Below are 14462 nucleotides of genomic sequence, written 5' to 3' on the forward strand. Positions count from 1 at the left end.
CCGTGCCTTACAGGCCGTAGCGCTCGCGCGCCTCCTTCACGGCCGTCGCCTTGACCTCGCCGCGCCGGGCGAGCTGGGCCAGCGCGGCGACGACGATCGACTCCGCGTCCACACCGAAGTGGCGGCGGGCCGCGTCACGGGTGTCCGACAGGCCGAAGCCGTCCGCGCCCAGCGACGACCAGTCCTGCTCCACCCACTGCGCGATCTGGTCGGGGACCTGACGCATGTAGTCGGAGACCGCCAGCACCGGACCCTCGGCGCCCTGGAGCGCCTGCCGCACGAACGGCACCCGCTCCTCGCCGCGCAGCAGCGCCTCGTCGGCCTCCAGCGCGTCGCGGCGCAGCTCGCTCCAGGACGTCGCGGACCACACGTCGGCGGCCACGCCCCACTCCTCGGACAGCATCCGCTGCGCCTTCAGCGCCCAGTGGATCGCCGTGCCGGAGCCCAGCAGCTGGACGCGCGGCGCGTTCGCGACCGGGGACAGGCCCGCCGACTCCGCCGTGTTGAAGCGGTACAGGCCCTTGACGATGCCCTCGTCGATGCCGGGCACGGACGGCTTCGCCGGCTGCGGGAGCGGCTCGTTGTAGACGGTCAGGTAGTAGAAGACGTCCTGGTCCTCGCCCGGGGCGGCCTCGCCGTACATGCGGCGCAGACCGTCCTTGACGATGGCGGCGACCTCGTACGCGAACGCCGGGTCGTACGTCAGCGCGGCCGGGTTGGTCGCGGCGATGACGGGGGAGTGGCCGTCGGCGTGCTGGAGGCCCTCGCCGGTCAGCGTGGTGCGGCCGGCCGTGGCGCCGATGAGGAAGCCGCGGCCGAGCTGGTCGCCGAGCTGCCACATCTGGTCGGCCGTGCGCTGCCAGCCGAACATCGAGTAGAAGATGTAGAACGGGATCATCGCCTCGCCGTGCGTCGCGTACGACGTGGAAGCGGCGATGAAGTCGGCCATCGAACCGGCCTCGGTGATCCCCTCGTTGAGGATCTGGCCGTTCTTGGCCTCCTTGTAGTACATCAGCTGGTCGCGGTCGACCGGCTCGTACGTCTGGCCCTTGGGCGAGTAGATGCCGAGGGACGGGAAGAGGCTCTCCATGCCGAAGGTGCGCGCCTCGTCGGGGACGATCGGCACCCAGCGCTTCCCGGTCTCCTTGTCGCGGACCAGGTCCTTGACCAGGCGGACGAAGGCCATGGTGGTGGCCACGTTCTGCGATCCGGAGCCCTTGTCGAAGGAGGCGAAGGCCTTCTCCGAGGGCGCGGGCAGCGGCGCGACCGGGTGCACGCGGCGGGCCGGGGCGGGGCCGCCGAGGGCCGCGCGGCGCTCCTGGAGGTAGCGGACCTCGGGGGAGCCGGCGCCCGGGTGGCCGTAGGGGACCACGCCGTCGACGAAGTCGCTGTCCTTGATCGGCAGGCCGAGGCGGTCGCGCATCGCCTTGAACTCGTCCACCGTCAGCTTCTTCATCTGGTGGTTGGCGTTCTTCGACGCGAAGCCCTCACCGAGGGTGTGGCCCTTGACCGTCTGGGCCAGGATCACGGTCGGCGCGCCCTTGTGCGCGAGCGCCTTCTTGTACGCCGCGTACACCTTGCGGGACTCGTGGCCGCCGCGCGAGAAGTGGAAGCACTCGACGATCTTGTCGTCGCTCAGCAGCTTCGCCATCTCGACGAGCGCCGGGTCCTTGCCGAAGAAGTCCTCGCGGATGTAGGCCGCGTCGCGGGTCTGGTACGTCTGGATCTGCGCGTCCGGTACCTCGCGCAGCCGGCGTACCAGCGCTCCCGTGGTGTCGAGCTGGAACAGCTCGTCCCAGGCCGAGCCCCACAGCGTCTTGATCACGTTCCAGCCGGCGCCGCGGAACTGGGCCTCCAGCTCCTGCACGATCTTGAAGTTGGCGCGGACCGGGCCGTCGAGGCGCTGCAGGTTGCAGTTGATGACGAAGGTGAGGTTGTCGAGCTCCTCGCGGGCGGCGAGCGCGAGGGCCGCCGTCGACTCGGGCTCGTCCATCTCGCCGTCGCCGAGGAACGCCCACACGTGCGAGCCGGCGGTGTCCTTGATGCCGCGGTTGGTCAGGTAGCGGTTGAAGCGCGCCTGGTAGATCGCGGAGAGCGGGCCGAGGCCCATCGACACGGTCGGGAACTCCCACAGCCAGGGCAGCCGGCGCGGGTGCGGGTACGAGGGCAGGCCCTCGCCGCCCGACTCGCGGCGGAAGTTGTCGAGGTGGGTCTCGGTCAGCCGGCCGTCGAGGAAGGCGCGGGCGTAGATGCCGGGGGAGGCGTGGCCCTGGATGTAGAGCTGGTCGCCGGAGCTGTCGGCCTCCTTGCCCCGGAAGAAGTGGTTGAAGCCGGTCTCGTAGAGCCAGGCCGCGGAGGCGAAGGTGGCGATGTGGCCGCCGACGCCGTATTTCGAGCCGCGGGTCACCATGGCCGCCGCGTTCCAGCGGTTCCAGGCCGTGATCCGGGACTCCATCTCCTCGTCACCGTCCACGGCGGGCTCGGCGGCGGTGGGGATGGTGTTGACGTAGTCGGTCTCGAGGAGCTTCGGCAGCGCGATGCCGGCGCCCTCGGCGCGCTCCAGCGTACGGCGCATCAGGTACGCGGCACGGTGCGGCCCGGCCGCCTTGGCGACGGCGTCCAGTGAGGCCTGCCATTCGGCAGTCTCCTCCGGGTCGCGGTCCGGGAGCTGGTCGAGCTCGCTCGGCTGGATGGCGTAGGGGTCGGTCATGTCGCCGCCTTCCTCAGTCGAAGGGGGTTCCCTCATCGGTAAGGGTTCAGGGGTGCCCTTGATCTTTGGCAGGACAGGGCTGGAGGCTCGGGTGGGAGCCCGTCGGCGACTGTAACCCCCTGATCGATGATCGATCAAAGGGTTCGGGGCGAAAATCCCTTGATCACGAGAAAGTAGGCACGGGGTGCCTGCGGCGCAGACACCGGGTGCCGCGTTTTGGCGTGGTTTTCGCAGGTCGGGCCACGTGTGAGCGGGGCGCCGCTCAGCCTTCGTGGCGGGGCGCGCAGCCCAGCACATGTGCCTTCACGAGCTCCGCGATGCGCGGGTCGCGGCGCTTGAAGGCGGCCACCAGCTCCTCGTGCTCCTCCGCGTACGACTGCTGGACCGTGCCCAGCCAGCGGATCGACAGCGCCGTGAACACCTCGATGCCGAGGCCCTCCCAGGTGTGCAGCAGCACCGAGTTGCCCGCCGCCCGCACCAGCTCCCGGTGGAACGCCACCGTGTGCCGCACCTGCCCCGTGCCGTCCGCCATGCGGTCGGCCTCGTACAGCGCGGCGACGTGCGGCTCCAGCGCCGAGCAGTCCTCCGCGAGGCGCGCGGCCGCCAGCTCCGCCGCGATGGCCTCCAGACCGGCCCGGACGGGATAGCTCTCCTCCAGGTCCGCCGCGGTCAGATTCCGCACCCGTACGCCCTTGTTGGGCGCCGACTCGATCAGCCGCAGCGACTCCAGCTCGCGCAGCGCCTCCCGGACGGGCGTCTGACTGACCTCCAGCTCGGTCGCGATGCGCCGTTCCACGATTCGCTCGCCCGGTTGCCAGCGCCCGCTGATGATCCCTTCCAGGATGTGCTCGCGGATCTGCTCGCGGAGCGAATGGACGACGGGCGCGGTCATGAGAGCTCCTTAGGAAGGGGCCTCTCGGACCCCCGGGGGGCGTTCGACGTTTAGACAATACGGCGCGTTGGCTCGCCGGGAAGGGCGTGCACGGGGCTTCTGTGCAGGTGAGACGAGGCTTACACGCCCCTGACACAACCGGGAGACGGCGATGCCCCCGCCCGGAGATTCCGGGCGGGGGCATCGAAGCGACGTCGGGGCGCGGCTACAGGCCGAGCTCGACCTCGAACTCGCCCGCCTCCAGGATGGCCTTGACCGCCGTCAGGTAGCGGGCGGCGTCGGCGCCGTCGACCAGGCGGTGGTCGTAGGAGAGGGTCAGGTAGGTCATGTCGCGGATGCCGATGACCGTGCCCTCCTCCGTCTCGATGACGGCCGGGCGCTTGACCGTGGCACCGATGCCGAGGATCGCGACCTGGCCCGGCGGCACGATGATCGTGTCGAACAGGGCACCGCGCGAGCCGGTGTTGGAGATGGTGAAGGTCGCCCCGGACAGCTCGTCCGGCGTGATCTTGTTGGCGCGGACCTTGCCGGCCAGCTCCGCCGTGGCCTTGGCGATGCCGGCGAGGTTGAGACCGCCGGCGTTCTTGATGACCGGGGTCATCAGGCCCTTCTCGGAGTCCACCGCGATGCCGATGTTCTCGGTGTCGAAGTAGGTGATGGTCCCCTCGGCCTCGTTGATCCTGGCGTTGATGACCGGGTGGGCCTTCAGCGCCTGGGCCGCGGCCTTGACGAAGAACGGCATCGGGGAGAGCTTGACGCCCTCGCGCGCCGCGAACGCGTCCTTGGCCCGGCCGCGCAGCTTCATCAGCCGCGTGACGTCGACCTCGACGACCGACGACAGCTGGGCCTGCTCGGTGAGCGCCTTGACCATGTTGTCGCCGATGACCTTGCGGATGCGCGGCATCTTGACGGTCTGGCCGCGCAGCGGCGAGGCCTCCAGCACGGGCGCCTTCTTGGCGGCCGGGGCGGCCGCGGCGGGAGCCGGGGCAGCGGCGGCGGCCTTCGCGGCCTCGGCGGCGGCGATGACGTCCTGCTTGCGGATGCGGCCACCGACGCCGGTGCCCTTGACGGCGGCGAGGTCGACGCCGTTCTCGGCGGCGAGCTTGCGCACCAGCGGGGTGACGTAGGCGCCGTCGTCACCGGCGGGCGCCGGGGCCGGGGTGACCGGGGCGGGCGCGGGCGCCGGAGCGGCCGGGGCCGGCTCGGGAGCCGGGGTGACCTGCTGCTGCGGGGCCGGAGCCGTCGGGGCCTGCGGGGCCGGGGCCTGCGGAGCCGGGGCCGGGGCGGCCTGGGCGGCGGGCGCCGGGGCGGGCTCAGCGGGGGCGGCCGGAGCGGCGGGGGCCGCGGCCGGGGCGGCACCGGGCTGGCCGATGACGGCCAGCTTCGCGCCCACCTCGGCGGTCTCGTCCTCGCCGACGACGATCTCGAGCAGCACACCGGCGGCCGGCGCCGGGATCTCGGTGTCGACCTTGTCGGTGGAGACCTCGAGCAGCGGCTCGTCGGCCTCCACGCTGTCGCCGACCGACTTCAGCCAGCGGGTGACGGTGCCCTCGGTGACCGACTCGCCGAGCGCGGGCAGGACCACGTCCGTGCCCTCGGCCGAACCGCCACCGGCGGCCGCCTCGGCGGTCGGGGCCGGGGCGGGCGCGGCCTGCTCCGTGGACGGGGCGGCCTGCGGGGTGGGCTCGGGCGCCGGCGGGGCGACGTCCTCGACGGCCGGGGCGGGGGCCGCGGCGGGGGCGCCGCTGCCGTCGTCGATGACGGCCAGCTCGGCGCCGACCTCGACCGTCTCGTCCTCGGCGACCTTGATGGAGGCCAGGACGCCGGCGGCGGGGGAGGGGATCTCGGTGTCGACCTTGTCGGTGGAGACCTCGAGCAGCGGCTCGTCGGCCTCGACGCGCTCACCCTCGGCCTTCAGCCACCGGGTGACAGTGCCCTCGGTGACGCTCTCGCCGAGCGCCGGAAGGGTTACGGAAACCGCCATGGTTTCGGTTGCTCCTTAGAAGTGCGGAAGTCTGTGTCGTCGCGCCCGAGGGCTGCTCAGTCGTGCGCGTGCAGCGGCTTGCCCGCGAGGGCCAGGTGGGCCTCGCCGAGCGCCTCGTTCTGCGTCGGGTGGGCGTGGACGAGCTGGGCCACCTCGGCCGGCAGCGCTTCCCAGTTGTAGATCAGCTGGGCCTCGCCGACCTGCTCGCCCATGCGGTCGCCGACCATGTGGACGCCGACCACCGCACCGTCCTTGACCTGGACGAGCTTGATCTCGCCCGCGGTCTTCAGGATCTTGCTCTTCCCGTTGCCCGCCAGGTTGTACTTCAGAGCGACGACCTTGTCCGCGCCGTAGATCTCCTTGGCCTTGGCCTCGGTGATGCCCACGGAGGCGACCTCGGGGTGGCAGTACGTCACCCGCGGCACGCCGTCGTAGTCGATCGGGACGGTCTTCAGACCGGCGAGACGCTCCGCCACCAGGATGCCCTCGGCGAAGCCGACGTGCGCGAGCTGGAGCGTCGGGACGAGGTCACCGACGGCGGAGATCGTCGGGACGTTCGTCCGCATGTACTCGTCGACGAGGACGTAGCCGCGGTCCATGGCGACCCCGGCCTCCTCGTAGCCGAGGCCCTGCGAGACGGGGCCGCGGCCCACGGCCACCAGCAGCACCTCGGCCTCGAACTCCTTGCCGTCGGCGAGGGTGACCTTGACACCGTCCTGGGTGTACTCCGCCTTCTGGAAGAAGGTGCCCAGGTTGAACTTGATGCCGCGCTTGCGGAACGCGCGCTCCAGGAGCTTCGAGCTGTTCTCGTCCTCGACCGGGACGAGGTGCTTCAGACCCTCGATGATCGTGACGTCCGCACCGAAGGACTTCCAGGCGGAGGCGAACTCGACGCCGATGACACCGCCGCCGAGGACGATCGCGGACTTCGGCACGCGGTCCAGGACGAGGGCGTGGTCCGAGGAGATGATGCGGTTGCCGTCGATCTCCAGGCCCGGCAGCGACTTCGGCACGGAGCCGGTCGCCAGCAGGACGTGGCGGCCCTGGATCCGCTGCCCGTTCACGTCGACGGAGGTCGGCGAGGAGAGCCGGCCCTCACCCTCGATGTACGTGACCTTGCGGGAGGCGATCAGGCCCTGCAGACCCTTGTAGAGGCCCGAGACGACGTCGTCCTTGTACTTGTGGACGGCGGGCACGTCGATGCCCTCGAACGTGGCCTTCACACCGAACTGCTCGCTCTCGCGGGCCTGGTCGGCGATCTCGCCCGCGTGGAGCAGGGCCTTGGTGGGGATGCATCCCCGGTGCAGGCAGGTGCCGCCGACCTTGTCCTTCTCGATCAGGGCGACGTCCAGGCCCAGCTGCGCCCCGCGCAGGGCCGCGGCGTAACCACCGCTGCCGCCGCCGAGGATCACTAGGTCGAAAACGGTGCTGGCGTCGTTCGCCACGTCACGTCCTCCATGCATGTGCGCCGTGAGCCGGTCGTCACTGACCGGCAGGCGGCTGGTGTCCGGCCGCTCTTGCTTCGGCCCTTCGGTGGGGGCCCTGTCCTGCCGTGCCCCATCTTCGCACTTGTCGGCGCCGTGCGAGACAAGGGGCCGGTGTGTGAGACGTCCCACGTTCAGGTGTCACGGGGGAGCGGACGGCGCCGGAAGGGCACGGGACCGTGTCGATGTGCGGCTCCGCCGCGTGGGAGCGACCGGCCCCACGCGGCGGAATCGTCGTACGACGGACGGGGTCCGCCTCAGGAGGCGGACGTCAGCCCAGGTCGCCCGCGGCCGTGAGCTCCGCCAGCCGGACCAGCGTCCGCACCGCGGACCCCGTGCCGCCCTTCGGCGTGTAGCCGAACGGACCGCCCTCGTTGAACGCCGGGCCCGCGATGTCGAGGTGCGCCCAGGTGATGCCCTCGCCCACGAACTCGCGCAGGAACAGACCGGCGACCAGGCCGCCGCCCATCCGCTCGCCCATGTTCGCGATGTCGGCGGTCGCGGACTCCATGCCCTTGCGCAGGTGCTCCGGCAGCGGCATCGGCCACGCGGCCTCGCCGACCTCCTCGGCGGCCTCGTGCACCGCGGTGCGGAACGCGTCGTCGTTCGCCATGATGCCGAAGGTGCGGCTGCCCAGCGCCATCATCATCGCGCCGGTCAGGGTCGCCACGTCCACGACGGCGTCCGGCTTCTCCTGGGAGGCGGCCCACAGCGCGTCGGCCAGCACCAGCCGGCCCTCGGCGTCGGTGTTGAGCACCTCGACGGTCTTGCCGCTGTACATGCGCAGCACATCGCCGGGGCGGGTCGCCGAGCCGGACGGCATGTTCTCGGCGAGCGCCAGCCAGCCGGTGACGTTGACCTCCAGGCCCAGGCGTGCGGCGGCGACGACCGCGGCGAACACGGCGGCGGCGCCGCTCATGTCGCACTTCATCGTCTCGTTGTGCCCGGCCGGCTTCAGCGAGATGCCGCCCGAGTCGTAGGTGATGCCCTTGCCGACGAAGGCGAGGTGCTTCTTCGCCTTGGAGGACGTGTACGACAGCTTCACCAGGCGCGGCGGGGACGCCGAGCCGGCGCCCACGCCGAGGATGCCGCCGTAGCCGCCCTTGGTGAGCGCCTTCTCGTCGAGCACCTGCACCTTGATGCCGTGCTCCTTGGCCGCGGCCTGCGCGACGGCCGCGAACGCCTCGGGGTTGAGGTCGTTCGGCGGGGTGTTCACGAGGTCGCGGGCGCGGTTGAGCTCCTCGCAGACCGCGGTGGCGCGCTCCAGGGCCGCCTTGTAGGCCTTGTCGCGGGCCTTGCCGCCGAGCAGCGTGGCCTCGCCGAGCGGCGCCTTGCCGCCCTTCCCGCCGGCGTCCTTGCCGTCCTTCTTCTTGTACGCGTCGAAGGAGTACGCGCCGAGCAGCACGCCCTCGCCGACGGCACCGGCGTCCGCCGCGTCGGCCAGCGGCAGCGCGAAGGCGGCCTTCTTCGAGCCGGCCAGGGCGCGGGCGGCGGCACCGGCGGCGCGGCGCAGCGCCTCGGCGCCGTAGCCGCCCTCGGCGTCCTCGCCGGGCTCCTCGCCCAGGCCCACCGCCACCACGAGCGGGGCCTTGAAGCCGGACGGCGAGGGCAGCTTCGTCACCTCGCCCTCGGCACCGGAGGCGCCGAGGGTCTCGAGGACGCCGGCGAGCCCGCCGTCGTACGCCTGGTCCACGGCTTCGGCGCCCGGTGCGACGACCAGGTTCCCGGACCTGGATGCCGTGCCCTTGGCGACACCGATCACGAGCGCGTCGGCCCGCAGGCCGGGCGCCGCGGCGGTGCTGAGAGTGAGAGCAGTCACGGTGGTGAATTCTCGCTTCCGATGTGAAGTTGCTGTGGCCGAGTGGGTGGGTCGACCGGGCCCGTCGGCCGACCCTAACTCCACCTGTTCCACGGGCTGCGGGTGCGGTACCGACCGGGGCCTTCACCCTGTCGGCGAACACCCGGGACGAGCCTACGCTCGTGGTCGCGTTCGCTCATTCCTGCGGGTGTTCACCTGTGGGTGGCGTCATGGCCATTTCCCGATCCTCGCGTCCGGTGACCTGAGTCACACTCATCGCGTTCCGGTGAGTGCCCGGCTCACCGCTTTGCATGATTTCCACGGATCCTCCGCTTATCGACCGCGAGGGGATCATCTGGGGGGAGGACCGCCATGGCGCACCGTGCGCACCGCTGGAATCGACGGACCCGTCTGAGAGGGCCCGCCGTCGCGCTGACGGCCGGGGGACTGCTGGCGCTGGGGCTGGGGGTGCCCGGCGCCTCGGCGGCCGAGACACCGCGCATCGACCTGAGGGTGCTGGTCGTCGACAACGGCGACAGCTCGGTCGGGGCGATCACCGACCGGCTCAGGAGCACGGGCGTGCCGTACACCACCGTCGACCTGAACGACCCGGACCGCCCGACCGTCACCGAGGCCTTCCTCAGCGACACGGTGGGAGGCCGCCCCCGCGCCCGGTACCAGGGCGTCGTCCTGCCCAACGAGGCCCCGTTCGGCGCGGGTTCGCCCGAGCAGACCGCCCTGGAGACCTACGAGCGGACGTACGGCATCCCGCAGGTCGACGCCTACACCTGGGCGCACCCCGGAGTCGGCCTCGACCACATCAGCGAGGGCGGCTGGGCCGGCTCCCTCGACGGCCGCGAGGCCACCGTCACCCAGGCCGGGAAGTCCGGGCCCTTCGGCTACCTCGACGGCGCGTTCACCTTCGAGGACAACTCGCCCACCACGCTGGAGAGTTACGGCTACGTGGCCCGGCCCCGCGCCGGCTTCACCAGCTACGTCGACCTGCCGGTGCCCGCCGGGGAGGGCCGCGGCAGCCTGGTCGGCGAGTACGCCCACGACGGGCGCCGCGAACTGGTGGTGACCTTCGCGTACAACCGGCACCAGCAGCAGTTCCGGCTGCTCGCGCGCGGCATCGTCGAATGGCTCACGCAGGGCGTCCACCTGGGCCGCGCCCGCAACCACTTCGCCGTGCACGTCGACGACGTGTTCGCGCCCGACAGCCGCTGGGACACCGAACGCAACTGCACGCCCGGCGACTTCGACTGCGCGGGCGGCGACGGCGAGGGCACCGCCCCGATCCGCATGACCGCCGACGACGCGCGGTACGCCGCCCAGTGGCAGCGCGAGCGCGGCTTCACGCTCGACATGGTCTACAACGCGGGCTCCGGCGAGGAGTGGAAGCGCGAGCACGGCGGCACCGACGCGCTCACCGCCCAACTGCTCGCCGACAAGGGCCAGTACCGCTGGATCAACCACACCTACACCCACCCCTACCTGGGCTGCGTGCAGGACACCTCCACCGTGCCGTGGAGCTGCGCGAAGAACGCCGACGGGTCGGTCAGGTGGATGAGCCGCGCGGAGATCGCCGCGCAGATCCGCGACAACCACAACTGGGCCGTCAACAAGGGCCTGCCCGTCGACCGCACCGAACTGGTCACCGGCGAGCACTCCGGCCTCAAGACCCTGCCGCAGCAGCCGTCCGACAACCCCCACCTGGCCGGCGCCCTCGCCGACACCGGCATCCGGTGGATCGCCTCCGACAACTCCCGCGAGCCCGGCCAGCGTGCGGTGGGCACGGCGGTCACCGTGCCCCGGCACCCGATGAACGTGTACTACAACGTCGGCACCGAGGCCGAGATGACCGACGAGTACAACTGGATCTACACCTCCCGCGCCGACGGCGGCAGCGGCGTCTGCGAGGACGACCCGACCTCCACCTGCCTGCCCGCCCCGCTGGACCCGGCCACCGGCTACGACACGCACATCGTCCCGCAGGAGGCGCGCACCGCCCTCGGCCACGTCGTCTCGGGCGACCCGCGCCCGCACTACGTCCACCAGTCCAACCTGGCCGAGGACCGCATCCTCTACCCGGTCCTGGACAAGGTCCTCGCCGACTACGCGGCCCTGTTCGCCGCCAACACTCCGCTGGAGAACCTGCCGCAGAAGGCCATCGGCACCGAACTCCAGCGCCGCACCGCCTGGCGGACCGCCCTCGACACCAACCGCGTCACCGCCTACCGCGTCGGCGACACGGTCACGGTGACGGCCCCGTCGGGCGTCCGCATCCCGATCACGGCCCCGGAGGGCACCCGCAAGCAACTCCTCCTGGGCACGGCGCCGTTCGGCACGCCGTACGCGGGCGAACGCTCGGCGTGGACCACGCCGGAGCTGCTCCAGTCAGCGGTGACTTTGAAGCTGCCGTAAGAGCAAACGCCTTGAAGGGGCGCGGCGAACTGCGCGACCAGCCACGACGAACCCGCAGCCGGGCGCCGGGCAGCAGTTCCCCGCACAGAATCCGAACCGGGGGGAGCAAGCGCAGCGATGCGTACCGGCCGTCACGTCACCATGCTCACAGAAGGCACCTATCCACACGTCCACGGCGGCGTCAGCACCTGGTGCGACCAGCTCGTCAAGGGCATGCCCGAGGTCGACTTCCACGTCGTGTCGCTCACCGGCACCGGCCGCGAACCCGTGACCTGGGAGCTGCCGGCCAACGTCCGCCGGCACACCAACGTGCCCACCTGGGGCCCGCGCCCCGGCCGCGCCCGGCCCCCGCACGGCCGGGCCCGGCGCCGCTTCCTCGACACCTACGAGCGGTTCCTGCTGTCGTTCCTCGACCCCGAGGGGCCGTTCGACTTCGGCGAGGCCCTCCACGAGCTGGCCGTGCTCGCCCGCGACGGGCGGCTGTCCGCCGCGCTGCGCACCGAGGCGGCGCTCAGGTCCCTGATGTGGATCTGGACCTCGCCCCACCTGCCGACGGCCGCCGCCCGGCCCACCGTGCACGACGCGCTGACCGCGACCGACCTGCTGGAACACGCCCTGCGCCCGCTCGGCGTGCGCATCGCGGCCGACGGCGAGGACACCGTGGCGCACGCCGTCAGCAGCGGCCTCGCCACCCTGCCCGCGCTCGCCGCGCGCCACCTGGACGGCGTACCGTTTCTCCTCACCGAGCACGGCATCTACCTGCGCGAGCGCTACCTCGGATACCGCCGCGACGCCCAACGCTGGCCCGTGAAGGCCCTGATGCTCGGCTTCTACCGCGAGCTGAACACCCTCGGCTACCGCGCCGCCGACCTCATCACCCCGTGCAACCAGTACAACCGGCGCTGGGAGGAGCGCGGCGGCGCCGACGCCGGCAAGATCCGCACCGTCTACAACGGCGTCGACCCGCAGGCCTTCCCGCACGCCGGGCCCGAACCCGACGTGCCCACGCTCAGCTGGTGCGGCCGGGTCGACCCCATCAAGGACCTGGAGACGCTGATCCGCGCCTACGCCATGGTCCGCGCCGAACTCCCCGAGACCCGGCTGCGGTTGTTCGGCCCGGTGCCGCCGGGCGGCGAGGCCTACCGCACCCGGCTGGAGAAACTCGCCGCCGAACTCGGCGTCACCGACGGGCTGACCTTCGAGGGCCGCATCACCGAGGTCTGGCGGGCCTACGCGGCCGGTCACGTCGTGATGCTGTCGTCGATATCCGAGGGCTTCCCGTTCTCCCTCATCGAGGCCATGTCCTGCGGCCGTACGACGGTGTCCACGGACGTCGGGGGAGTGCGCGAGGCCGTCGGCGACACCGGGCTCGTGGTGCCGCCGCGCGAGCCGGAGAAGATGGCCGCCGCCGCGCTGACCCTGCTCCGCGACGGCGAACGGCGCCGCGAACTGGGCGAGTTGTCCCGCAGACGGGTCATCGACCGCTTCACGCTGCGCCGTTCCGTGGACGCCTTCCGGACGATCTACCAGGAACTCGCCGGGCTGCCCGAGGTCTACGAGCCGACGGTCGAGACCGTCGCCGACTGGACCGTCGAACTGCGCGATCCCTGGTACGCGGCCGTCGCGACGGACGGGACCGGCTGGTGAGCGGAAGCGTCTGGCTGCCGCCGGGCTCCCGCCCGGACACCCTGCCCGCGATCCCCCGGCAGCGCACCCCCACCTGGGCCCGGCCCGACCCGGTGGACGAACTCGCCGACCGGCTCGACGACTTCGTGGCCGCCGCCGTCCACCCCGACGAGATCGCCGCGCTGCTGGAGTCCGACGGACTGTCCGACGACCAGATACGCGAGCGGTACGGCGTGAAGAACTCCTTCGCGCTCGCCGAGGAACTCTACGAGCGGGTCCCGCGCCGCTACCCCGAACCGGCGGGCCCCGCCCACGACCCCTGGCAGGCGGGCCTGCCGGCGTGTCTGCTGCGCGGCCTCGTCTTCGCGCTGCCCGGCCTCGCCTACGTCCTCGGCGCGCCCCTGCTGACGGGCCCGCGCGCACTCGGCCTGCCGGCCGGCACCGTGCCGCTGCTGGCGGGCGCGCTGTGGGGCTGGGCCTGGAACCAGGCCCTGTCCCACCGGGCGTACGCCTGGCTGGGCCTCGGGGACCGGGACGCCGCCCGGCGCTGCCTGCTCCTCGGGGCCGTGACCGGCGCCGTACTGGGCGCCCTGGCCGCGGCGGCCGCCGCGGGCGCTGCCGGCGGCGCCGGTCCGGGAGCGGTCGCTTTCGCCGCCGGGCAGTCCTGCTACCTGGGCGCGGCGACCGTGCTGCTGGTCATGGGCCGTGAGAAGGCCCTGTTCGCCGCCCTGCTGCCGATGGCGGCGGGCGCCGCGTACGCCCTCGCGCGACCCGTGCCGGACGCGGCCCGCTCCGCCCTGCTGCTGGGCTCCCTGCTGGCGGTGGCGTTCCTCGCGGTGCGCGAGGCGGCGCCCGCGCCGCGCGGGTCCGGCGGCTGGAGCGCCGGACTGGCCGCGCTGCTGCCCTTCGGCGCGTTCGGCACCGTACCCGCCGAGCGGCGCCGGCCGGCCGGGCCCCGGCTCACCGGCTCGCTGCCGTACGCCCTGTTCGGGCTCGGCAGCGGCGTCCTCGTGCTGTGCGCGGCGCTCGGCGACGTCCTCGCGGGCCGGGGGCCGAGCGCGACGGCGGCACCGGCCGCCGTGGCACTCACCCTCAGCATGGGGCCCGCCGAGTGGCTGCTGTACCGCTTCCGCAGCGCCGGCCTCGCCGGGCTGCGCTCCACCGCCACCCCGCGCGCCTTCCGCAGGGCGACCGCCCGGACCGTCGCCGAGTGCCTCACCGCCTACCTCGCCGCCCTGCTGGCGCTGGCCCTGGCCGCCTCCGCCCTGTGGCCCGGCGCCCCCGGACCCGGCGGCGTCCGGCTCGCCGGGCTGCTCCTGCTCGGCGTGGTGGTGTGGACGGGCCTGCTGCTCCAGTCGTTCGGCGCGGTCCTCGCCGCGACGGCCGTGTGCTGCGCCGCCGCCCTCGCCCAGGTCCTCAGCCTCCTCACCGGCGCGGCCGACCCGCACCTCACGGGCCTCGCCGTGCACGGCACCGCCGCCGCCACGCAGGCCGTCCTGGTCTGCCTGCTGCTGGGGAGGGCGACGGCCCACCGATGAACGAAC

8 protein-coding genes are annotated in these 14462 nt (G+C 72.6%); 3 read left to right on the plus strand and 5 right to left on the minus strand.

The window, feature by feature from the left end:
- Nucleotides 1-7: 7 nt before the first annotated feature.
- The 5 genes from aceE to ACZ7D7_RS11310 all read right to left on the minus strand — a co-directional run bounded on the left by aceE (nt 8) and on the right by ACZ7D7_RS11310 (nt 8889).
- Nucleotides 8-2710: a pyruvate dehydrogenase (acetyl-transferring), homodimeric type gene (gene aceE / locus ACZ7D7_RS11290; RefSeq protein ID WP_470823787.1), complete on the minus strand. Its 2703-nt coding sequence runs from the start codon at nt 2708-2710 to the stop codon at nt 8-10.
- Nucleotides 2711-2972: 262 nt separating this feature from the next.
- Complete coding sequence (locus ACZ7D7_RS11295) at nt 2973-3602, minus strand: GntR family transcriptional regulator (protein ID WP_470823789.1); 630 nt, start codon at nt 3600-3602, stop codon at nt 2973-2975.
- A 205-nt stretch (nt 3603-3807) separates the two neighbouring features.
- The gene (gene sucB, locus ACZ7D7_RS11300; protein WP_470823790.1) at nt 3808-5586 is read right to left on the minus strand and encodes a 2-oxoglutarate dehydrogenase, E2 component, dihydrolipoamide succinyltransferase; all 1779 of its coding nucleotides are present in this window, start codon (nt 5584-5586) and stop codon (nt 3808-3810) included.
- A gap of 56 nt (nt 5587-5642) precedes the next feature.
- Entirely contained in the window at nt 5643-7031 is a 1389-nt protein-coding gene (gene lpdA / locus ACZ7D7_RS11305) for a dihydrolipoyl dehydrogenase (RefSeq protein ID WP_470823791.1), read from the minus strand.
- A gap of 310 nt (nt 7032-7341) precedes the next feature.
- Nucleotides 7342-8889: a leucyl aminopeptidase gene (locus ACZ7D7_RS11310; RefSeq protein WP_470823792.1), complete on the minus strand. Its 1548-nt coding sequence runs from the start codon at nt 8887-8889 to the stop codon at nt 7342-7344.
- A 351-nt stretch (nt 8890-9240) separates the two neighbouring features.
- Here ACZ7D7_RS11310 and ACZ7D7_RS11315 point away from each other — a divergent pair, with 351 nt between their 5' ends.
- From ACZ7D7_RS11315 to ACZ7D7_RS11325, 3 genes are all read left to right on the plus strand, one after another.
- Nucleotides 9241-11292: a hypothetical protein gene (locus ACZ7D7_RS11315; protein ID WP_470823793.1), complete on the plus strand. Its 2052-nt coding sequence runs from the start codon at nt 9241-9243 to the stop codon at nt 11290-11292.
- A 117-nt stretch (nt 11293-11409) separates the two neighbouring features.
- On the plus strand, nt 11410-12939 hold the full coding sequence (pelF, locus tag ACZ7D7_RS11320; RefSeq protein WP_470823794.1) for a GT4 family glycosyltransferase PelF: 1530 nt from the start codon (nt 11410-11412) through the stop codon (nt 12937-12939).
- Nucleotides 12936-14456 carry a hypothetical protein gene (locus tag ACZ7D7_RS11325; RefSeq protein ID WP_470823795.1) on the plus strand — a complete coding sequence of 507 codons (1521 nt, stop codon included), beginning with the start codon at nt 12936-12938 and terminating at the stop codon, nt 14454-14456. Before pelF ends, ACZ7D7_RS11325 begins: the two co-directional genes overlap by 4 nt.
- Nucleotides 14457-14462 lie beyond the last annotated feature (6 nt).

The sequence above is a fragment of the Streptomyces sp. NPDC037054 genome (genome assembly GCF_055606745.1).